The sequence below is a fragment of the Streptomyces capparidis genome, assembly GCF_054782095.1.
On the sequence record NZ_BAAGTD010000013.1, the window covers coordinates 35,344 to 55,262 of the forward strand.

Genomic DNA, 19,919 nt, shown 5'->3' on the forward strand with positions numbered 1-19,919 from the left:
CTCCCCGCCGAGAGTCAAGAAAGACACCCTCGGGTACATTCCTGCCATGACCCTTCACCGGGTGGTGGCCCTGCTCACCCCGCCGCAGTCGCCCTTCGAGCTGGCCTGTGCCTCCGAGGTCTTCGACACCGCCCCGCAGGACGCGCCGCCCCGCTACAGCTTCCGGGTCTGCGCCGAGCGTCCCGGACCGCTGCCGACCACCGCCGGCTACGCGATGCTCGTCGAGGCGGGGTTGGCCGCCCTGCGGGAGGCGGACACCGTGGTCGTCCCCGGCTGGCAGCCGCCCGGCGCCCCCGTGCCACCGGACGTCACCGAGGCGCTGCGTGGCGCCCACCGGCGCGGCGCGAGGATCGTCGCCATCTGCACGGGGGCGTTCGTCCTCGCTCAGGCCGGACTGCTCGACGGCCGCCGCGCCACCACCCACTGGCGCAGTGCCGCCCGGTTCTCCGCCGCCTTCCCGAAGGTGCAGGTGGATCCAGACGTCCTCTTCGTGGACCACGGTGACGTGGCGACCAGCGCCGGGACCGGCGCGGGCATCGACCTGTGCTTGCACCTGGTGCGCTGCGACCACGGCGCGGCGTACGCCGCACAGATCGCCCGGCGCATGGTCCTGCCACCGCACCGGGAGGGCAGCCAACTCCAGTACGCCGCACAGCCCGAACCGGCCAGGGCGGACGAGTCGTTGGCGCCACTGCTGGAGTGGGCCGCCTCCCACCTCGACGCCCGGCTGACCCTCGACCACCTCGCCGAACGCGCCGGACTGTCCAGCCGAACCCTCGCCCGGCGGTTCACCGAACAGCTCGGCACCAGCCCGGGACAGTGGGTGCTCCGCCAGCGCCTTGACGCGGCACGGATACTGCTGGAACAGACCGACCTTCCGGTGGAAGCCATCGCCACCCGGGTCGGACTCGTCTCGGCGGTCAACCTGCGTCGCCGTTTCCGGGTGCATCTCGGCACCACCCCCGGCGCTTACCGACGGGCCTTCAGCGAGACCTGATGCCCCAGCAGGGTGTGTGTTCCCGCATGCGCGGGGGGCGCGGGTGCAACGGGAGCAGTGGCCGGCGGCCGGACATTGCGGCCTGGGGAGCGATTGCCTCGGGTCGAAGTGGCCCCCCGAAGGCTCGGCGAGCGGGTGCGTCTGGGATCGTTACTCCCATGAGCACGCCACCTGACGGATTGCCGATCTACCGAGTCCTGACCGGGCCGGATGATGTCACGTTCTGCCGACGTGTCAGCGAAGCGCTGGATCTTGGCTACGAGCTGCACGAAGGTCCCGCCATCACCTTCAATGGTGGGAGTGTCATCGTCGCTCAGGCGCTGGTCTGGCCGACACGGGGGTCGAACCCCGGTGCGTAGCGGTATTCGCGATCAGCCGTGACGTGAGAAGGGCTGCCCGGGCTGGACGAGTTGTGACGCTGTCCGGGCTCGTGCGGCCTGTTCCCGTCCGGAGCGCCGCGGCCACGACTACGTGCGCGCGGGCAGCACCACGCTGTCGGCCGCTTTGGACTCGCCACCAGCGGAGAGGCGTTGGCTGACTGCGCCGCAGGCACCGCACGGCGGAGTTCGAGAACAGGTGAGGGGATCGCGGCACCGGCAGTAGCGGGGAAGGTCAGCAGCTCATCCAGCCGTGCTGCTTGTGCGCAGCATCGGTCTCGGCTTCACCGAGCCAGGCGAGTCTGAACCGCCGGTCCCGCAGGCGGAAGAACCCCGAGCCCCAGTCGCCGAGCTCCTCGTCGAGTTCGTCAGCACCGACGATCCCGTCCTCGAAGACGGGCAACTGCTGTGCTGCACCGACACCAAACACTGCCCACTCAGGAAGCTCTTGCGGCTTCACCCAGCGCCTTCGCCAGACCGGACCTTCCCGCCACCACCAAGTGGTGACTCGGGTCAGAAGCACGCCGACCTGTTCGTCCCCATCCAGAAGGCGAGCGGCGGCACAGCGATATGGGTCAAGTCGAACGTCTGTAGGTGGCTTCGGCGGCGGGCGTCTGAACACACCCGTATTCTCCCTGGTGACGCGATCGCGACCGCACGCGGGCGGGGGAAGCGGCGGTGAGGGCAGCACCGGCAGCGAGCTTGGCAGCGGCGGTGGTCAGCAGGCGCGCGGACATGTGGGGCATGGGGTCCTCCATGATGATCAACCGTCTCCGCGACGTGCTGACCGGCTACCGGACCCTGCCGCGATCCGCCGTCGCGGCAGGGTCCGGCTGACGGCCTTGCGGGCCAGGGCGTGCGCGTCCCGACGACTGACAGGCGCCGGGACGTCCGTGGCAGTGGGTCGGGACCGGCGGCCGGGCCCCTGGGCGGTGGGACTTGACGCACGGCACGTTCACCGCGTTCCCGTCAGGGTCGCCGCCGGGGACGGTGCGGGCGACAGCGCACCGTGCGCGCCGTCGCCCGCACTGTTCGGTTCCGCCCCCTTCAGCCGCCGGCTTCGTTGAATCGCGCGATGTCCTCGATCGTGCTCCGCAGTTTCAGCTCGTCCTGGTCGGAGACAATCGCGGTTCCCACGCGCCCGTAGGGGCCGACCGGCGCATCCGGCGATGAATCATAGGCGATCTCATCGAACCGGAAGTTGCGCTCGAAATCCTGCTGGGTCAGTTCACCGCTGCCGGGACGCCGCAGCAGCAGAAAGCCGTAAAAGCGATCCGGCGTCCCGCGGCCCAGGGTCCGGGGCAGCCCCTCCCCCAGAGCGAGACTTATTTCCACGTCGAAGAAGTCGACGCCGAATGTCAATTCGTTGATCCGCGGGGAAAGCCCTCCCGGAAGGCGGATGGCGCACTCGCCGAAGGTCAGTCCCGACTCTTCCGCGAATGCTTCCATGTGGAAGACGCAATCGGGTGCGTTCAGACTTCCCAGCACTCGCCCGGCGAGCATCTCCGCCTGGTGGAACAGCTCCGGGCAGCGCCCGGCGTCCATGATGTGTCCCGCCAGGATGCCGCCCTGCACGGCACGGAGCGGAGAGACGTGGTAGCGGCTCAGTGAGGACCACCGAAGACCGCCGTCCGCCCATACGCCGTCCATGTAGAGCTCCGGGGCGTCCACCCGGGACTCGGCGACGATCTCCACGTCCGACCGGCCGGAGAAGGGCTGCAACGCCTGCGCGTATTCCTCCGGGGAGCCGACGACGGCCGTGCGGAGAGCGCCGGCCCCCGTCGCCGGCTTGATCACGAAGGCATCCCCCAGCTCGTCGGCGAGGTCCGCGAACGACGTGCCCTGCGGCACGTACCGGCAGCGCGCCCGCCTGACGTCGGACGGCAGCCCGCTCTTCTGGAGGTACTTGTCCCGGAAATACAGAACCGTCTTCGAATCCGTGTTGCCGGGCAGCTTCATCTGCTGCCGCAGATACGCCGCCCCGAAGATTCCCATTTCATGGACGGAGAGCACTCCCGCCACATCGCCGATGCCCGCGGAGAGCACGGCACGCAGTATCTCCTGGGCGTCCTCGATGTCGGAGACCCGCGTACAGCGCCGGCCCTCGGGTGGGCTCATCGGCGCCTGTATCAGATAGTAGGGATCCAGCCCTCGTCGTTCCAGTGCCCGATCGAGGTCTTCCCTGTATCCGATGACAATCATCGTCGGCATCATCGTCTCCCCCGTATTGAGGCCGGCACGGTGGCATCGTGTCACACGGGATACGGGGATGTGGACACGCAAAGGCAGGATCATCCACGGATGGGATATGGCATGGATCACAGGCGGGGCTTCAGGACGGGGGAGATGGAATCGCTCGCGACATTCATGCCCATCAGGGCGCATTCGCGCGCCGGTGGCAGGGCGGCCGCGGGAGGGTGGGGATCCGCGAAGCGGTCGGCGAAGCCCTCTCGGGGCAAGTCCCGGGCGGCCTCGCCGGTCGAGAAGGCCCGCGGTGGAGGAGTCGCCGGCGCCGACGGTGTCGACGACCACCGCAGGTGGCTGGGACGGTGACGCGCACACCGTCGAGGGACTCGAGGGCGTCGCGTCCGCTGCCGGTCAGGTCGACGCCGGAGGCGCGTACCCGGGTCGGGCCATGGCGACTGGCTGCCTCTCAGGAAGGGGGCGGTGGTGGCGTCCCGCGCCACGGAGCGCAGTTCGGGGCTCGTGCGCGCCGGCGGTCAAGACGTGTTCCTCGACCGCTCGGTGATCGAGGCGTACGCGAACAACCACAAGTCCATCACCACCCGGGCCTACCCCTTCCGGCGGGACTCCCTCGGGCTGCGTCTCTTCGGCGACGGCAGCGTCGTCAAGTCCATGACCGTCTGGAAGATGGGCGACATGACCGACTGACCCGGGCGCTCAACCACACACCGGGACGACAGCCCGGCCCGTAGCCTGGCCGCATGCAGCCCCGGGCTCCTGAGCCCAGGGGCTGCGTGCGCCCAACTGCTCCGCATGTCACGGACTGGACCGCACAGTCCATAGCCCGACGTGCGACGCGGCCGCGGCCCTCTCGGCTTCGCCTACGTTCTGTTGGGCGAGGCCCGCACCCCGGGACCGCCGATATCCCGAATCGATCGGCCAAGACCTACGCCTGGAAGGACGGAACGCCCTCAGGCAACGCCGGAGCTGAGCCGCCTGGTACTGACCGACGCGGGTACCGGCGAACGGCGAGAGCGGGTTCACCTCCCGGGGCTTCCGGCACGCCGCTGCCGCCAGCATCCGGGTCGTCCTTGGCGAACCGCTTGCGGGCTTGGAGCGCAGGCATCGGCCCGAGGTGGTCGAGGATGCGGTCCGCTGCCGACTCGGACACCCCGAAGAGCGGGGCGATCCGGCGCATCGTCAGGTTCGTGCGCCGGTACGCCGCGATCACACCAGCCACATCGGGATCGTCCCACTCCCGCCCAGGGGCCCCAGGTCACCGCCGTGGCAAGCCGTGGAACACTCCTCGGTATGGGAGAGCCAGTCGAGATCATGCCCTACGACCCTGCTTGGCCGGCCATGTTCGCCAAGTGGGGCGTGGGCCTGCGTTCAGCCCTCGGGGATGCCGCGGCTCGTATCGACCACATCGGGTCCACCTCGGTGCCGGGACTGGCGGCCAAACCGGTGATCGACATCCAGATCTCAGTGGCATCGCTGGAGCCGGCGGACGAGTTTCTGGGCCCGCTCACCCGCATGGGCCTGGTGTACCGAGCGGACAACCCCGAACGGACCAAGCGGTACTTCCGGGAACCGCCGGGTCAGCACCGCACACACGTGCACGTGCGAAACTGGGCAGCTTCTCCCAGCAGTTCCCACTCCTGTTCCGCGACTACCTCCGCTGCCACACGTCCGCCGCGACCGAGTACGCGGCAGCCAAACAGCGCTGCGCAGCCCGGTTCAGCAACGACCGGCCCGGCTACGTCCAAGCAAAGGATGCCTTCGTATGGGACATCATCCGACGCGCTGACGCCTGGGCCCAGCGCACCGGCTGGACCCCCGGTCCCAGTGACGCCTGAGCCTCGCCCCCGGATCACAGACGGAGCCGAGATCGGCGATGGACGGAGCGGTGGACGCCGAGCCGGCCTCGCCGGTCGCCCGGCAGCTCGCGGCGGCCGTGGACAACCTCACCGCCCGGTCCGCCCGGTCCGCGCTGCCGGTCACCGCTGACGTCCGGGGCACGCCCCTGACATGTCGGTTGTGATCGCCCAGTGGTATCCATGCGGCGTGCAGAGCGCGACAGGCGACCGGGACTTCCCCTTCGACGCCGTCTTGTGTGACCTTGACGGGGTGATCCGCTTTTATGACACCGCCGAGGTGGCGCGTCTGGAGAAGGCGGCGGGCCTGCCGGAGGGTGTCACGGCGGCTGTCGGGTTCGCGCCGGAGAACGACCTGCCGCTGCTGCTCGGGCAGATCACCAGGGAGGAGTGGGCGCAGTCGATCGTGCAGGGCCTCGCCTCACGTGTGTCGTCGAGTGACGCTCGCGCGCTGGCCAAGGCCTTCACCGAAGCCGGCTTTTGGGCGGATGAAGCGGTCGTGGGCCTTCTCCGTCAGGTTCGGGAGCATTGCCCGGTCGTCCTTGTCACGAACGCGACGGTGTGGCTCGACGAGGACCTTTCGGAGCTCGGGCTGTCCGATCTCGCGGACAGCGTCGTCAACAGCTCTCTCATCGGCGTCGCCAAGCCGGACCGCCGCATCTTCGAGACAGCGGCAGAACGGGTCGGCGCCCGCGTCGACCGATGTCTCTTCGTGGACGACCGGGAGGAGAACATCGACGCGGCACAGGCGCTCGGGATGACCACGGTGCTGTATCGCGATGTGGGGGATCTGACGGGGGCCCTGGCCGGGCTGCTCGACCGGTGAGCGGCGACCTCGTCCAGATGTCGGCGCGACGGTCCGTACGGTGAGGTGGGAGCGCCGGTCTCGCAGCCGGGGAACGAACCGGTTCAGCGTGGTCACGAAGCTGTCGAACCGGGTGCGGTTGACCGGTATCCGCGCGGTGTCGTCCCGCATCTCCTCCCGGGCGACCGGTGGCCTGCGCAGGGTCGGTGGCGACACGGGCCGTCGGCCCGGCCGGTGTGGCCGGGCCGACGGGTGTTCCCTGTCCGGTTGCCGCGGGGCGTGACCTCCCCGCGGGGTTGCGGACGGGAACGGCGGGGGCGGCCGCGGTCAGGCGGTGGCGCAGGCGCTGTCGTTGAGGGTGAAAGTGGTGGGTGCGGGGTTCGCGTTGCCCCGGCCGGCGATGAAGCCGAGGGTGACGGAGCCGCCGGCCGGGATGGTGCTGGTGTAGGAGGCGGGGGTCACGCTCACCGCGCCGCCGTTCTGGGTGGGAGTGCCGCCCCACATGTTGTTGATGGTCTGGCCGCTTGTGAAGGCGAAGCCCAGTTTCCAGTGGCTGATCGCGGCGGCACCGGTGTTGCGGATGGTGATCTCGCCCTGGAAACCGCTCCCCCAGTCCCCCACCACCCGGTACCCGACGGAGCAGGTGCCCGGCGTCTCATCACCGGTGGTCGTGACGGTCACGGTGCCCGAGCGTCCGGATCGGTTGCCGGCCGCGTCCCTGGCATAGACCGCGAACGTGTAGGACGTCTTCGCGGTCAGACCGGACACGGTGACCTGGTGGGAGACCGAGCCGGCGACCTTCGTCTCGGTGCCGCCGTCGACACGGACGACGTCGTACCCGGAGACCCCCACGTTGTCCGTGGAGGCCGTCCAACTGAGGGTGGCCGAGGTGCCGGTCACCGCTGAGGCGGTGGGGGTGCCGGGGGTGGTGGGTGCCTCGGTGTCATCCCCGGGGCCGCCCGGGTTCTGGCTGAGCAGGTGCTCCCTGAATCCTTCGCCGTAGGTGCTGGTGGGCGTGCCGTTCCAGTCCTCGATGAGCACGCTGCCGTGGCCGCAGCCCCACGGGTTCCACGTCCAGGCCGTGTACCCGATCCCCTTGGTGTCCGCCCAGGCCATCACCCGGTCGATGTAGTCGTGGGCGCAGGTGTCCTGACCGGTCTCACCGATGTGGACCGGCACTTCGGCGGCGACCGTGCCGATGTTGCCGTCCCAGCACGAGGTGGTCACGCAGGCGTTGAAGTTGTAGGAGTGCCATGAGGCCATCAGATTGCCGGTGGGGTCGGACGGCTTGAACTCCAGCCACCGGCTCAGGTTGTTGGTCCACTCCAGCCCGCCGGTCATGATCACATTGGTGGCGCCGGTGTCGCGCACCGCGTCGACGAGGTCCTGCATGCCCGCGACCTCGTAGCCGATGCCGGCACACCTGCCGCCGTCGCGCAGGCACGTCCACGCCGCGGTGGCATCCGCCCAGTTGTTGGCCGCGTCGGGGTACGGCTCGTTGAACAGGTCGAAGATGACCGCGTCGTTGCCCTTGAACGTCGTGGCGACCTCGGACCAGAAGGTCGGGGTGTGGCGCATGTTCGGCATCGGCTTCTGACAGGTGGCCGCGACGTCCGGACAACCCGCGCCGGGGCCTGAGTACTCGCCCCAGGTCCAGTGCAGGTCGAGGATGACGTTGATGCCGTTGGCCACCAGGAGGTCCACATAGTCCTCGACCTCCTGCTGGTACTCCGCCGCGCTGGGAGCTGACGCGGGCAGGTTCTCGGTGCCCAGCCAGCACTCCTCGTTCAACGGAATGCGTACAGTGTTGACGTGCCAGGTCAGCATGGCGTCGACGGCGGCCTGGTCCACCGGGCCGTCGAATATCTCCTTGTTCTGGACGCAGCCGAACTCACCGCCGGACCGGTTGACACCCAGGGGCCGGAACGCGGAACCGGACTCGGTGACCAGGCGGTTGCCCGTGACTTGCAGCTCCGGCGCCGCGGCTGCCGCCGATGTCCGGCCGTCCACGGCGGCTTGCGCGGTCGCCGGTGCGGCGACCGCCGAGGCCGGGACGCCGGTTCCGATCACCGAACCTGTCAGCAGCGCTCCGGCGACGCCGAAGGCCCGCAGGGCTCTTCGCATGCTCATTGCACTCTCCCTCGATACATGTGGCTGACTGATCAGGCCCGCGCGGGCGCCGGCCGGCGGGAAGCCGGTCTCGAGCCGGGCACATCAACGGCTGCGTCAGCGCGCAGGGCCCCCGTGACACCCGCCGGCTGCCGTGCCGAACGGGGCATGGGAGTGCGGGTTTCGTGTCAGCCGGTGGACCGGTGAAGTTGACGTCGCCGCAGACGTGGCGGGACTGGTCGAGGTGGCTGACCTGCCGGACGGTGTGGACGATGTGGTGGTGGCCGGTGCCTTGCGGACGCGTTGACCTGGAGGTTCTGGAGGAGACGGTGGGTCGGGAACCCGTCTCGTCGAAGGCGTCGAAACGCCCGTTGCGGTGCCTGAGGGCGGGCGCCCACCGCTCGTGGCAGACGAAGTGGCGGGCGGGTCGTTGACCGCGCCGTGGGCGAAGGCGCCGCTTCCCGTCCCCAAGGCGGCCGGCAGGGACCGGGAGGCCGCCGACGCACTCAGGGCACCGGCGGAGGGCGAGGGGCGGCCGAGGAGGGCATCCTCATCTCCTGTTCCTGGGTGGAGGACAGCGTGGACGGCAGGGATGGTCCGGCCGAGCGGTCCCGGGAAGCGGTGACGGTCCAGGGACGGCACGAGCCGGTCGTGGGTGCGGTGGTGCCGGGGTGCCGGGGGCCGTGGTGCGCCGGTGGCCGCCACTCGGAGCTTGGCTTTGGGAGCGCTCCCACATCGGGAGCGTAGCGGGAGGGTGTCGACGGACGGAACCGTCTTGCGCTCGATTTCTTTTCGGAACAGAACCATTCAACGTGCGCACGGGACGAATCGACGGCCGGCAGCGCCCCTTGAGGATGAGATGTTTCCGTTTGGAGGCTCTCCGCAGGCTGGGGTCATGCTCATGCCGCAGGCTGCCGACCACCCTGGGCTCCGGCAGGCAGCCCTCACTCCATGGAGCCCTCGGCATCGGCTGCCGCCGCAGTACGCTGCTCGGGTGGGATTGGTGCGAGGGCGAGACAGTCAGGAATCGCCGTCCGACGCATGGTTCGACGCATGGCGGTCGGTTCCCCGGGCGGCCCAGCCGGTGCTGCGGGAGCTGGTGGTCCGCGGCCCGCAGTCGCGCACGGCGCTCGCCCGCAGGCTGGGGCTTTCGCCCGGGAGCCTGACCCGGCTGGCAAAGCCGCTCATGGAAACCGGGCTGGTGGTGGAACGCGCCGTTGCCCACGACCCGGTGCACGGCCGGCCGACCCGCCCCCTGGAAGTCGTGGCGGAGGGAGTGCACTTCCTGGGCTTCAAGATCACTTCCGACGGTGTGTACGGAGTCCTCACCGACCTGCGAGCCCGGGTGGTGGCACAGGCGAGCGCACCCCTGATGGACTCTTCCCCGGCCACCGTGATCGCACAGGTCGGCGAGCTGGCGGACACCCTCGTCGCCACCCGCGCAAGGCCGCCAGTGGCCGCCGGCCTCACCCTGGGCGGTGACGGCCACGCACCGACGCCGGTCGGCGAGAGCGAACTGCTCGACTCGGGACTCCTGGGGTGGGAGCAGGTGCCGCTGCGGCGCCTGGCGAGCGAGCGCCTGGGGATCTCCTGCGTGCTGGAGAACGACGTCACCGCGCTCGCCCACCTCCAGGGGTTCGGCGACGCCGGTGACACCCCCGACTTCGCACTGCTCAGCATCGGCGACGGCGTCGGGTACGCCCTGACCATCCACGGCCGACCCGTGCGGATCACCGAGGCGGACATCGGCCTGTTCGGCCACCAACGCCTGGCGCAGGACGGACCGCTGTGCCCCGCCGGGCACCGCGGCTGCGCGGTCTCCTACATCACCACACGCGCGGTGGTCATGGCGGCGGCACAGGGCCTGGGACGCTTCCCCGCCTACGAGGAGGTCCTCGACCTCGCGGCCGGCGGGGACCCCGTCTGCTCCCAGGCGGTGCGGCAAGCGGCATGGGCCCTTGGCGTGCTGATCGCCAACGTCTCCGCCAGCACCATGGTCAAGACCGTGATCCTCGCCGGGGAGTCCGCGGGCATCGCCGACGCGGCCCGGGCGGACCTGGAGAGCGGCATCACCGCCCGACGCGGGAGTCCCGAAGGCATCACCATCACCGTCATGCAGCACGACTTCCACGAATGGGCCCGCGGCGCGGCCGTGGTCGCCATCCGTGATCACGTCTCAGTCGTCTGACCGCCCGCGCGACGGCCCGGAGGCCGTCGTCCGCCGAACAGCGCGGTCATCGCCTCGGCGGGGGCGTGGAATTGCGCCCTGATCGTGACCGTCTCGTGGTTCGCGCGTCGGAGAGGTCCGGCCGAACGCGATGCGTCGAGGCAGGCTTACGAGGAAGGAGGCGTCGCCTCCCTGCGGCTCCCGTCCAAGCACTCCTCGATCGGAGTTGAACGTTTCTGTTCGTTTTCGTTGGCGTCGTTGACGCTTGTGGGGCACACGGTCAACAGTGAAACGGAACCCCGGTCGCCGCCCGCGACGTTTGCGGTCGGGACGCCGCGCGCCGACCCGCGGACGACGGGTACGTGCGCCCACGACAGGGGCCGCCCATGCGCATCTGAGAAGAAGAAGCAGCCACAGGCCGTCCGCGCCTGACAGCACGTCGCACCATCCATGGCGCTTCGCCGCGTTCCTCGCTCGCACCAAGGTGCTCCGGGAGGCCGCGGCGCAGACGTGGAATCCCGCGAGTCCTCCGAATACCGAGGAGGTTGAGTCCCGGTACCCGCACCGGACGTGGCCACTGGCGCCACCCAGGCTCGTGAGACTCGTACTCGGCGCGGCCTCTCGGCCGTCGCCCCTTTGCCGCGCGGACCTGCGCCGTGAGCACCGAGCGTTCGCCTGAGGTGTTGCGCCCTCCGGCGTGGGCGCTTCCGATCGGGTCGCCGCACCGGTGCACACCGAGCGGGCGGACATGCCCAGGCTGCACGAAACGATCTTGCCGTAGGCGGCGACAGAACCCATGGAGAAGGGATGAGGCATTGAGCACTCAGCAGGACACCCGGTCCGGCCGAACCGTGAGCGAAGACCGACACACCGAAGTATCGGCGTCCCATCCGCGATCGCTCCGTTGGCGATCGCTTCTCCGCGTCCTCATCGGCGCCCTGGCCGTGCTGACGATGATCCCGGTCGTCGCGGTCAGCAGCGCAACGCCGGCGAGCGCGGCCACCAACCAGTTCAGAGGGATGAACTGGGCAGTGCTGGGCGACAACTTCACCACCGGCACGCTCGTCCTCCACGGCCTGACCTCGTCCGACAGCAACGCGACCGTGCGGGCCAAGGCCAATGCCCTCTACGACGACATGGCCGCCATGGGGGTCAACACCGTCCGGTTGCCGATCAACACCCAGACGGTGGGGACGGCGTGGTGGGACAGCTACCGCGGCGCCATCGACGCGGCCACCGCCCGCGGTTTCAAGGTCATCCTCGCCTACTGGGAGGACGGCGCCGCCTCCGGCGGCAGGATCACGAACCTCGCCGCCTGGAACACCATGTGGTCCAAGGTGACCAACACCTACGGCTCCAACACCCTCGTCTACTTCGAGCCCATGAACGAGCCGCACGGCTACAGCTCGACGGAATGGCGCAACGTCGCAGCGAACTGGTTGAACTACCACTACTCCGCGGTGAAGAGCCGGGTGCTCATCGGCGGCACCGGGTTCAGCCAGGATCTGCGGGACGTGTGCAACGACAGCCGCTTCAACGGGACGCTGTTCTCCTTCCACTACTACGCGTTCTTCTACGGCCAGATGACCTACGACGCCTTCCGGAGCCACATGCAGACCCGCCTCGGGAACTGTGCCTCCCGCGCGGTCGTGACCGAGTACGGCTCGCCCATGGACAACGGCCTCAACTACGCCAACGCGAGCAGCACCGACAACTTCGTGCGCTATCTCCGTGCCGTCACGCAGGTCATGCGTGACAACCAGATGGGCGGCACCTATTGGCCGGCCGTCGGCGGAAAGCGCACCGGCACCTCCGGGTACGACTGGTACTCGATGTTCTCCCTGAGTGGCAGTGGTACCGACCTCAACCTGGCTGTCCGCAACGCTTCCGGTCGTGACCGGGTCCGGTACGGCTGGGGCCTGTGATCGGCTCCACACCACAGCCGACACCAGGATCACCGCGTACCGGCACCGTGCGCGGGTGGGCCGACTCCGAATGAGTACGGGGGTCTCGTACGTCACCCGGCCACCGCAAGGAGGCCGCGGCATCACCGAGGCCGGCGGCACCCAGTGCTGGCTGGGCGACGACGAGGCCAGCGGATCCCCCTTCCAGAACATCAAGTGCCGCTCGTCGACCGACGGCGCGACGCCGACGGGCGCACGCACGCGATCGGTGGCGGCCGGCGGCAGCGTCGGCCGCGCCGTCGCCGGCGCGCCGCTCATGCACTTCGGCCCTCACGTCGGGGCGGGCCTCAGTCGGTGGAGGAGCGTTCCGGTCGGCGACCTGGAGCGTGGGAGAGCAGCCACCGCCAGCGTCGGCGTTCCGTGACGAGGGTGGCCGCGGCCAGCAGGGTGACGGGGCCCGCCGCCCACACGGGCCAGGCCAGCCAGGAGGCGGCCACGGCCGCGGCGATGTGGAGAAGCACCAGAAGGATCGTGACCCAGCCCGGCACCGCGATGATCACGGTCGTCTTGTCGCCCGGGGTGGACAAGCACGTGGGCAGGCCGATCAGCAGTACCACGGACAGGGCGGCGAGTGGCCATGAGTGGCCGGCCAGCGCCCACGGGGTGGCGACCCAGGCGAGGAGTTCCACCGCGAATCGCAGAACGGACGCGGTGCGGTCGTCCGGACGTGCGGTGACCGTCTCCCCAGTGGCATCGTGCACCTGCGGACGATCTCACGATCCACGTCCGATGGCCAGCGGCCCGGGTGCCCTCCGCCCGCGGGGCCGGCTCGCGTTGCCGGTGGCCGTGGTCGCACTGGGCCGACGGGGACGGGCAGGAAGTGACCGTGCGGCTCGGAGTCCGGCGCAGCAGCATCCGCAGCCGTCGGGGGCGGCTCACGCCGGCAGTTCCAGTTTCCGGTAGGGGTGGGTCGCCGTCGGTGTGGGGGTCGCGGCGGATCGGCGACGGGCCTGTTCGCGTTGGCGTGTGCTTGCCGGCCAGTACGGCGCAAAAGGCCGGGCCCTCGGCCGTGGCCAGGCGGTGGAGTCAGGCTCGAGGGGCAGGCGCGGATCATGGGGCCGGTTTTGTTGGCGTTGTGATCTACGTTCCGGGGAGGTCTTCGTGTCGCACGCTGTCGTCCTGGGTGGAAGTCTCGCGGGGATGCTGGCCGCTGCCGCGCTCGTGCGGTGTGCGGATCGGGTGACGGTGGTGGAGCGGGATCGGTTTCCCGAAGGGCCCGAGGGGCGGCGGGGGGTGCCGCAGGCGCGGCATGTGCACCTGCTCTGGTCCCAGGGGGCGCGGGTGGTGGAGGAGCTGTTGCCGGGGACGACGGAGCGGTGGCTCGCGGCGGGGGCGCGGCGGGTGGGTATCCCGGACGGAGTTGTGGCGTTATCGCCCCGGGGGTGGTGGAGCCGGCAGGGGCCGGAGGCGCAGTTCATGATCGCGTGCAGCCGGGATCGGCTGGAGTGGGTGGTGCGGCAGCGGTTGCGGGAGTCCTCCCGGGTCGAGGTACTCGAGGGCGTCGAGGCGGACGGGCTGCGGGGGGACGGGGAGCGGGTGACGGGGGTCGCCGTACGGGACGTCGCCTCCGGGGAAACGTCTCTGCTCGAGGCCGAACTCGTCGTGGACGCCACCGGGCGGGGGTCGCGGGCGCCGCAGTGGCTGACCGGGCTTGGGCTGCCTGAGGTGCGGGAGGAGACGGTGGACTCGGGGCTGGTGTACGCCACCCGGGTGTTCCGGGCGCCGGCGGGGGCGGACGGGTTTCCGGTGGTGAACGTGCAGGCGTTCCCCGAGCAGGGCCGGCCCGGGCGGGGCGCGGTGCTGGTGCCGATCGAGGGCGGGCGGTGGATCGTCACCGTGGCGGGGACACGCGGGGCCCAGCCCACCGGCGACCCCGGGGAGTTCGAGGAGTTCGCCGCAAGTGCCCGTCATCCGGTGGTGGCGGACCTGGTGGCGCGGGCCGAGCCGCTGACGGAGGTGCACCTGAGCCGGAGCACCGTCAACCGGCGGCGGTTCTTCGAGCGGCTGCGCCGGTGGCCCGCCGGGTTCGTGGTGGTGGGGGACGCCGCGGCGGCGTACAACCCGGTGTACGGGCACGGGATGGCCGCCGCCGCGCTGCACGCCGCGGCGCTGCGGGACGGGCTCGGCGGGCGCGGGGGCCTCGACCCGTCACGGGCGCGGCGGGTGCAGCGGGCGGTCGGCAGGGCCGCCGAGGCCCCCTGGGCGATGGCGACCACGCTGGACATCCGCTACCCGGGTGCCGAGGGTCCCCGTCCGAACGGTGTGACGCGGATGCTCGAGCGATACACCGACCGGCTTTCGGTCACCGCGACCTGCCGTCCGACGGCGATGCGGGCGATGTACGACGCGCTGTCGCTGTCGGCGCCGTCCACCCGGCTGCTGACGCCGAGGGTGGTGGTGGCGACCCTGCTCGGGCCGAACCGGCCGCCCATGGTCGAGCCGCCGCTGACCGAGCGGGAGCGGGCGGTGGTGGGCGCGCCGTTGGAGCGGTCCTGAGGAATCGTTCCTCCGATGTCCTGAGTCGTTGATTCGGTTCGGATGTCCGGCGAGGCGCTCGGGATCTCGTCCGCGATTTTGGTCCAGAGGCTCTGGTGGGGGTGACGTGCACGTGGAAGCGGGAGCGGGCGGCCGGCCACCGCTGGATGGCGGGGGCCTTGGCACGCGGATCGCTCCTACCGCGCTCGCCCAGGTGCTGCGCCACGGCATCGCCGCCCTCCTGGATGCCCGAGGACGTATGCGGGAGCCGGCTGCTGGACGTCCTCGCCCCGGCCGTTGACGTCTTGGACCAGCCCGACGTCGGCCGGGACCTCGTGGTGGAGCTGCGGGTCCTGGTCGACGCGCTCGCACCGCCGCCCTGAGCCGCCCGGCTCCCGGGCGGCTCAGGCGTCAGGGTGGTTCGGCCGGAACGGGGGACGGTCGTGCCAGGGGCCGTCCGACAGCTCGGGCTGCCGGGGGTGCGCCGCCGGAGGACGGCCAGGGAGTCCTCGACGCGGCCGAGGTCGATCAGGTGGCTGAGGGCCCAGCGGTTCACTGTCTCCCGCTGCCGTCCCGGTCCGGCTGGACGGACAGTGCGTGGCGCCACACCTGCCGCGGGTCGTAGCGCCGCTTGATCTCCCGCAGGCGGGCGTAGTTGTCCTTGTAGTACAGGGTGTGCCACGGCAGGCCGGAGGTGTTCCACCTCGGGTCGGCCAGGTCGATGTCCGGGTAGTTGATGTATGAGCCGTCGCTGACTTCGTCGAACCCGGGCACCCCGCCGGTGTCGGCGTAGACGTCCCGGTAGAACTCCCGCAGCCAGGCCAGGTTGGCGTCGTCCTCGGCCGGTGTCGCCCATGACGCGCTGTATTCCGCGATCATGGCGGCGTTTCTGTGGGGACTTGCCGTGGCACCCGGGGCGACGGAGTTGATCTTCCCTCCGTACCCGATGAGCAGCAGGTGGGCCGCCGGGTTGCGGTAGTTCTCGGCGGTGAGGTGCCGGTGGATCGCGGCGAGCTGCCGCTCGGTGTACTCCCTTCGCAGGAAAGCCCCCTTGGTCTTGAAGCGGCGTAATCCGTCCGCTCCCGTGCTTCCGGCGGGCGGCGCCGACACGAACTCCAGCCACGGCCGCACGCTCTCGGTGCGCGCCGGCACCGCCTCCACCCCCGCGGTGACGTCCGCGAAGTAGGCGGCGATCCTTTCCCGGGCGCCGGGTGCCGTCTCGTCGATCACCGCTCCCACGAACAGCCCCGGTGCCTGAAGCCGCTCGACCGAGCGGTGCCTGGCCTCGAGTATGGGAACCAGGCCCCGGTTCGGTGTGTCGGGGCGGCGGCCGTTGTCCCCGCACCATCTGCCGAAGTTGCGCAGGACGGCGGCGACGTCCCGCTCCGACAGGGACCGCCAGGGCCACAGCAGGGCAGTCGTGCGCATACTGCCCGGAGCCTTCGGCAGCAGCTCGGCGGGGTCCGCCGACGTCACCGCCGGATCGCGCAGCCAGTAGCGCGTCACCACGCCGAAGTTCCCCCCGCCGCCTCCGGTGTGGGCCCACCACAGGTCCCGGTGGGGGTCGGCGGGGTCGCGGGTGGCCACGATGACCCTCGGCCGGCCGGATCTGCCGACGACGACGACCTCCACGGCGTACAGGTGATCGACCACGGTCCCGTAGGTGCGTGACAGGGTGCCGAAGCCGCCACCCGCGATGTGGCCCCCGATGCCGACGTCCGGGCAGGTGCCGCCGGGGATCGTCAGCCCCCAGTTCTTGAACAGCGTCTCGTAGACCCCGCCGAGGGTCGCTCCGGCCTCGACGGCGAAGGCCCGGCGCCGCTGGTCGTGGTGGACATGCGCCATTTGCGACATGTCCACGAGGGCGTCGATGTCCGGTGAGGCGGCGAAGTCCTCGAAGCAGTGGCCACCACTGCGCACCGCGATCCGCTTCCCGGCGGCCACCGCCTCGCCGACCACGGCGACGACGTCCCTGGCGGTGTGCGCCACGTGCACCCGGCCGGGGCGGGGAATGAAGCGGTGGTTGTAGCCGCGCAGCATGCTCTCGTAGCGGGAATCGCCCGGAGTGATGGTCACCGGTTCGGCACTCGCGGCGGCGGTCCCGACGGGGAGGGCGCCATCGGCTCTCGAGGCCTGCTGTGCGGCAGCCGTCAATGGGCGCGTGCCGGAGCCCAGCGTCACGCCGCCCGCCACAGCGGCGGTCACCAGGCCACGACGACTCATCGAATTCACTTCCGACCTCCACGAGCTTGACGTAAATTGCGGATGGCAGCCGACCCCACGGCATGTTCATGCCGACTCTTTTTTCGGAGCTTCCGCGAGAACCGGGGAGGCCCGGCCCAGGGAGCCTCAAGTTTTCTTCCGGTCGCTCCCCATCCTTCCTCCACCCCTACCGCCTAGAACCATCGAGACGCCGGCCGGCCGATCCATACGGGGGTATCGAGCCGCAAAGTACGGCGTAGCAACACGGGGGAAACATCATGAAGGACAGTAGCGACGGTCCGTTAGGGACCGTAGTCATCACCGGCACGTCGAGCGGAATAGGACGTGCCGCCGCTGTGGCCTTGACCGGCGCCGGGTACCGCGTGTTCGCGGGAGTGCGCACGGAACAGGCGGGGCAAGCTCTCCTGGAGAAGGCCAGGGGGCCGCTCACGCCACTGATCCTCGACGTCACCGACAGCGACAGCGTGGGCGCGGCGGCGAAGGAGGTCGCCCGCGCGGCGGGCGACCGGGGGCTGGCCGGTCTGGTCAACAACGCGGGCATCGGGATCTCCTGGCCGATGGAGCACGTGCCGCGCGCGGAACTGCGCCGGCAGTACGACGTCAACGTGTTCGGGCAGGTGGACGTCATCCAGGCGTTCCTGCCGCTGCTGCGCACGGCCGCGGGGCGCATCGTCAACATCGGGTCCATCGCCGACCGGCTCTCGCTGCCGTTCTGCGGCCCGCTGTTCTCCTCGAAATGGGCGTTCGCCTCCATCACCGAGACCCTGCGGCTCGAGCTGCGCCCGTGGGGCATCCACGTCGTGCTCGTGGAGCCCGCGTCCGTCCACACCGAGGCCGTGGAGAAGTTCCAGAGGGATTCCGCTCAGGTGCTCTCGCGCTTCGACGAATCCGGTATGGAACATTACGGCGACGCCTATCGTGCGGTGACGCAGCAGGCGGTCGCCCGCGAAAAGGCCGGAAGCGACCCCAGCGTGGTCGCCGACACCATACTGAAGGCTCTCACCTCCCGGCGGCCGAGAACTCGTTACCTGGTGGGCAAGGATTCCAAGCCTCTGGCCATGCTGGCCCGCTGGGCTCCGGACCGGGCTTTCGACAGGCTTCGTATGCAGATGTTCCGGCTGCCCACGGATTTCGGCGCGCTGCGCACCGTGGGACGCGGAGACTGAAATCCCGCCTCCCAGGCGGCGCCTTCACCTCCTTTGAGGAAACGCCCCGCCGCGGGCGGACCACCACCATCGAGCCGACGACGGTCGGCGCGGTCGACGGCCTCTCGCAGGGAGCCGGCGAGCTCTCACGGCTGCCGTCGACCGCCTGAGCGGAACCGATCCCACCCAACGGCATGCACACAGGCGAGCGACGACGCACGCCACGCCCTTGCCCACCTCTCACTCTCCAGGACGGTGACAGTTCCATGTCCCATGACCAGGGTCTCCTTCGGGAGAACCCCACCGAGTACCCGCTGTACCCCTTCATCTGGCGGTCCCTGTACGAGTACCCGCCGGAGTACCGCGAGGTGCGCGCCACGGCGCCGATCACCAAGGTGCGCCTGCCCAACAACGCGCTCGCCTGGCTCGTCACCCGCCACCGGGACGTGCGCGCCGTGCTCGCCGACCCCCGGTTCAGTCGGGCCGCGGTCAAGACCAGCCCGGTCGCGGCCCTGGCCCCGAACGACATCTTCAACCACTCCCTGATCGGCACCGACCCGCCGGACCACACCCGCCTGCGCAGGCTCGTCACCAAGGCGTTCACCGCCCGGCGCGTGGAGGCGCTGCGCCCGCACACCCTGGAGGTCGTCGACCGGCTGCTCGACGGCGCCGAGCGGATGCCGCGGCCCGTCGACTTCCAGGAGAACGTCTGCTACCTGCTGCCCATTCTGGTGATCACCGAGCTGCTGGGGCTGCCCGTGGAGGAGGAGGCGCAGTTCATCGGCTGGGTGCGCGAGTCCACCTCCGACCCCGCGGACCGCGAGCGGATGTCCGCCGGCTACCAGCGGCTCATCGACTACCTCGAGACCCTGATCGCCCGCAAGCGCGACACTCCGGGCGACGATCTGCTCAGCGCGCTGATCGCGGTCCGCGACGAGAACGACGACAAGCTCTCGCACGAGGAGCTGCTGGCGCTGGCCGCCCTGGTGCTCGTCGCCGGCCACGAGACCACGGCCACCCTCTTCGGCAACGCCATCGTCACCCTGCTGCGCGAGCGCGACCGCTGGGACACGCTGCGGCGCGACCCCTCCCTGATACCGGCGGCCGTGGAGGAGCTGCTGCGCATGGTGCCCACCACCGACATCGGCGGCCTATTCCCCCGGGTGGCGCTGGAGGACGTGACGCTGAGCGGGGTGCTGATCAAGGCCGGTGACCCGGTCATGGCCGTCGGTGACGCGGCCAACCGCGACCCCGAGGTGTTCGACGACCCCGAGGTCCTCGACCTGACGCGGCAGCACAACCCGCACATGTCGCTCGGCGCCGGGATCCACCGCTGCCTGGGCGCCCCGCTGACCAAGATGGAGCTCCAGGTCGCCCTCCAGCGCGTGATGGAGCGCTTCCCCACCCTGCGGCTGGCCGTGCCGGAGAGCGAACTGCGCATCAGGCCGATGGCGGTGATGCGCACCCTGGACGTGCTGCCGCTGACGTGGTGACACTCCGCGCTCGCCGGAGAGGGTGACCCACGGGTCACCGTGTGGTGCCGCGGCTTCGGCCAGGCCGGCCGGCGCGCCCAGTGGCTGTACTGGGCGCGCCGGCCGG

Annotated in this window: 16 protein-coding genes and 2 pseudogenes; 12 read left to right on the top strand and 6 right to left on the bottom strand. The window is 70.4% G+C overall.

Annotated elements, in window-relative coordinates:
* The first annotated feature begins 46 nt into the window (after positions 1-46).
* Both ACYVO2_RS13055 and ACYVO2_RS13060 read left to right on the top strand, forming a co-directional pair.
* A complete protein-coding gene (locus tag ACYVO2_RS13055) occupies positions 47-997 on the top strand; it encodes a GlxA family transcriptional regulator (RefSeq protein ID WP_461007899.1) in 951 nt (316 codons plus the stop codon).
* Between the two features lie 158 nt (positions 998-1,155).
* Entirely contained in the window at positions 1,156-1,356 is a 201-nt protein-coding gene (locus ACYVO2_RS13060) for a DUF1737 domain-containing protein (protein ID WP_461007900.1), read from the top strand.
* Positions 1,357-1,609: 253 nt separating this feature from the next.
* Here the strand turns inward: ACYVO2_RS13060 and ACYVO2_RS13065 are convergent, their stop codons facing one another.
* Entirely contained in the window at positions 1,610-1,804 is a 195-nt protein-coding gene (locus ACYVO2_RS13065) for a hypothetical protein (protein ID WP_461007901.1), read from the bottom strand.
* Positions 1,805-2,421: 617 nt separating this feature from the next.
* A complete protein-coding gene (locus ACYVO2_RS13070) occupies positions 2,422-3,585 on the bottom strand; it encodes an ATP-grasp domain-containing protein (RefSeq protein WP_461008010.1) in 1,164 nt (387 codons plus the stop codon).
* A gap of 456 nt (positions 3,586-4,041) precedes the next feature.
* Between ACYVO2_RS13070 and ACYVO2_RS13075 the strand changes: the two genes are divergently transcribed.
* The gene (locus ACYVO2_RS13075) at positions 4,042-4,266 is read left to right on the top strand and encodes a GH32 C-terminal domain-containing protein (protein WP_461007902.1); all 225 of its coding nucleotides are present in this window, start codon (positions 4,042-4,044) and stop codon (positions 4,264-4,266) included.
* A 379-nt stretch (positions 4,267-4,645) separates the two neighbouring features.
* On the opposite strand, the pseudogene ACYVO2_RS13080 reads toward ACYVO2_RS13075, so the two are convergent.
* Positions 4,646-4,822, bottom strand: a pseudogene (locus ACYVO2_RS13080) (transposase family protein); the annotation flags it as partial.
* A 68-nt stretch (positions 4,823-4,890) separates the two neighbouring features.
* Here ACYVO2_RS13080 and ACYVO2_RS13085 point away from each other — a divergent pair.
* The 3 genes and pseudogenes from ACYVO2_RS13085 (at position 4,891) to ACYVO2_RS13095 (ending at position 6,258) form a co-directional block, all read left to right on the top strand.
* Positions 4,891-5,414: pseudogene (locus ACYVO2_RS13085) on the top strand (GrpB family protein).
* Positions 5,415-5,452: 38 nt separating this feature from the next.
* On the top strand, positions 5,453-5,599 hold the full coding sequence (locus tag ACYVO2_RS13090) for a hypothetical protein (RefSeq protein ID WP_461007903.1): 147 nt from the start codon (positions 5,453-5,455) through the stop codon (positions 5,597-5,599).
* 23 nt (positions 5,600-5,622) lie between these two features.
* Complete coding sequence (locus tag ACYVO2_RS13095) at positions 5,623-6,258, top strand: HAD-IA family hydrolase (protein ID WP_461007904.1); 636 nt, start codon at positions 5,623-5,625, stop codon at positions 6,256-6,258.
* Between the two features lie 306 nt (positions 6,259-6,564).
* Here the strand turns inward: ACYVO2_RS13095 and ACYVO2_RS13100 are convergent, their stop codons facing one another.
* A complete protein-coding gene (locus ACYVO2_RS13100) occupies positions 6,565-8,367 on the bottom strand; it encodes a cellulase family glycosylhydrolase (RefSeq protein WP_461007905.1) in 1,803 nt (600 codons plus the stop codon).
* Positions 8,368-9,340: 973 nt separating this feature from the next.
* On the opposite strand from ACYVO2_RS13100, the gene ACYVO2_RS13105 reads away from it, so the two are divergent.
* On the top strand, positions 9,341-10,534 hold the full coding sequence (locus ACYVO2_RS13105) for an ROK family protein (protein WP_461007906.1): 1,194 nt from the start codon (positions 9,341-9,343) through the stop codon (positions 10,532-10,534).
* A 998-nt stretch (positions 10,535-11,532) separates the two neighbouring features.
* On the top strand, positions 11,533-12,438 hold the full coding sequence (locus ACYVO2_RS13110) for a glycoside hydrolase family 5 protein (RefSeq protein ID WP_461007907.1): 906 nt from the start codon (positions 11,533-11,535) through the stop codon (positions 12,436-12,438).
* 326 nt (positions 12,439-12,764) lie between these two features.
* Here the strand turns inward: ACYVO2_RS13110 and ACYVO2_RS13115 are convergent, their stop codons facing one another.
* Complete coding sequence (locus tag ACYVO2_RS13115) at positions 12,765-13,178, bottom strand: hypothetical protein (RefSeq protein ID WP_461007908.1); 414 nt, start codon at positions 13,176-13,178, stop codon at positions 12,765-12,767.
* A 400-nt stretch (positions 13,179-13,578) separates the two neighbouring features.
* On the opposite strand from ACYVO2_RS13115, the gene ACYVO2_RS13120 reads away from it, so the two are divergent.
* Together ACYVO2_RS13120 and ACYVO2_RS13125 are read left to right on the top strand one after the other, a co-directional pair.
* A complete protein-coding gene (locus ACYVO2_RS13120; RefSeq protein ID WP_461007909.1) occupies positions 13,579-14,973 on the top strand; it encodes an NAD(P)/FAD-dependent oxidoreductase in 1,395 nt (464 codons plus the stop codon).
* A gap of 224 nt (positions 14,974-15,197) precedes the next feature.
* Complete coding sequence (locus ACYVO2_RS13125; RefSeq protein ID WP_461007910.1) at positions 15,198-15,335, top strand: hypothetical protein; 138 nt, start codon at positions 15,198-15,200, stop codon at positions 15,333-15,335.
* A gap of 169 nt (positions 15,336-15,504) precedes the next feature.
* Here the strand turns inward: ACYVO2_RS13125 and ACYVO2_RS13130 are convergent, their stop codons facing one another.
* The gene (locus ACYVO2_RS13130; protein WP_461007911.1) at positions 15,505-17,028 is read right to left on the bottom strand and encodes an FAD-dependent oxidoreductase; all 1,524 of its coding nucleotides are present in this window, start codon (positions 17,026-17,028) and stop codon (positions 15,505-15,507) included.
* Positions 17,029-17,432: 404 nt separating this feature from the next.
* Here ACYVO2_RS13130 and ACYVO2_RS13135 point away from each other — a divergent pair, with 404 nt between their 5' ends.
* Both ACYVO2_RS13135 and ACYVO2_RS13140 read left to right on the top strand, forming a co-directional pair.
* Positions 17,433-18,341 (top strand): SDR family oxidoreductase, encoded by a 909-nt coding sequence (locus ACYVO2_RS13135; RefSeq protein WP_461007912.1) that lies wholly within the window; start codon positions 17,433-17,435, stop codon positions 18,339-18,341.
* Between the two features lie 245 nt (positions 18,342-18,586).
* Complete coding sequence (locus ACYVO2_RS13140) at positions 18,587-19,813, top strand: cytochrome P450 (protein WP_461007913.1); 1,227 nt, start codon at positions 18,587-18,589, stop codon at positions 19,811-19,813.
* Positions 19,814-19,919 lie beyond the last annotated feature (106 nt).

Coding starts and splice junctions, on each gene's coding strand:
- ACYVO2_RS13125 (WP_461007910.1), top strand. CDS start 15,198: ATGCCCGAGGACGTATGCGGGAGCCGGCTGCTGGACGTCCTCGCCCCG.
- ACYVO2_RS13055 (WP_461007899.1), top strand. CDS start 47: ATGACCCTTCACCGGGTGGTGGCCCTGCTCACCCCGCCGCAGTCGCCC.
- ACYVO2_RS13135 (WP_461007912.1), top strand. CDS start 17,433: ATGAAGGACAGTAGCGACGGTCCGTTAGGGACCGTAGTCATCACCGGC.
- ACYVO2_RS13100 (WP_461007905.1), bottom strand. CDS start 8,367: ATGAGCATGCGAAGAGCCCTGCGGGCCTTCGGCGTCGCCGGAGCGCTG.
- ACYVO2_RS13070 (WP_461008010.1), bottom strand. CDS start 3,585: ATGCCGACGATGATTGTCATCGGATACAGGGAAGACCTCGATCGGGCA.
- ACYVO2_RS13140 (WP_461007913.1), top strand. CDS start 18,587: ATGTCCCATGACCAGGGTCTCCTTCGGGAGAACCCCACCGAGTACCCG.
- ACYVO2_RS13090 (WP_461007903.1), top strand. CDS start 5,453: ATGGACGGAGCGGTGGACGCCGAGCCGGCCTCGCCGGTCGCCCGGCAG.
- ACYVO2_RS13110 (WP_461007907.1), top strand. CDS start 11,533: ATGAACTGGGCAGTGCTGGGCGACAACTTCACCACCGGCACGCTCGTC.
- ACYVO2_RS13060 (WP_461007900.1), top strand. CDS start 1,156: ATGAGCACGCCACCTGACGGATTGCCGATCTACCGAGTCCTGACCGGG.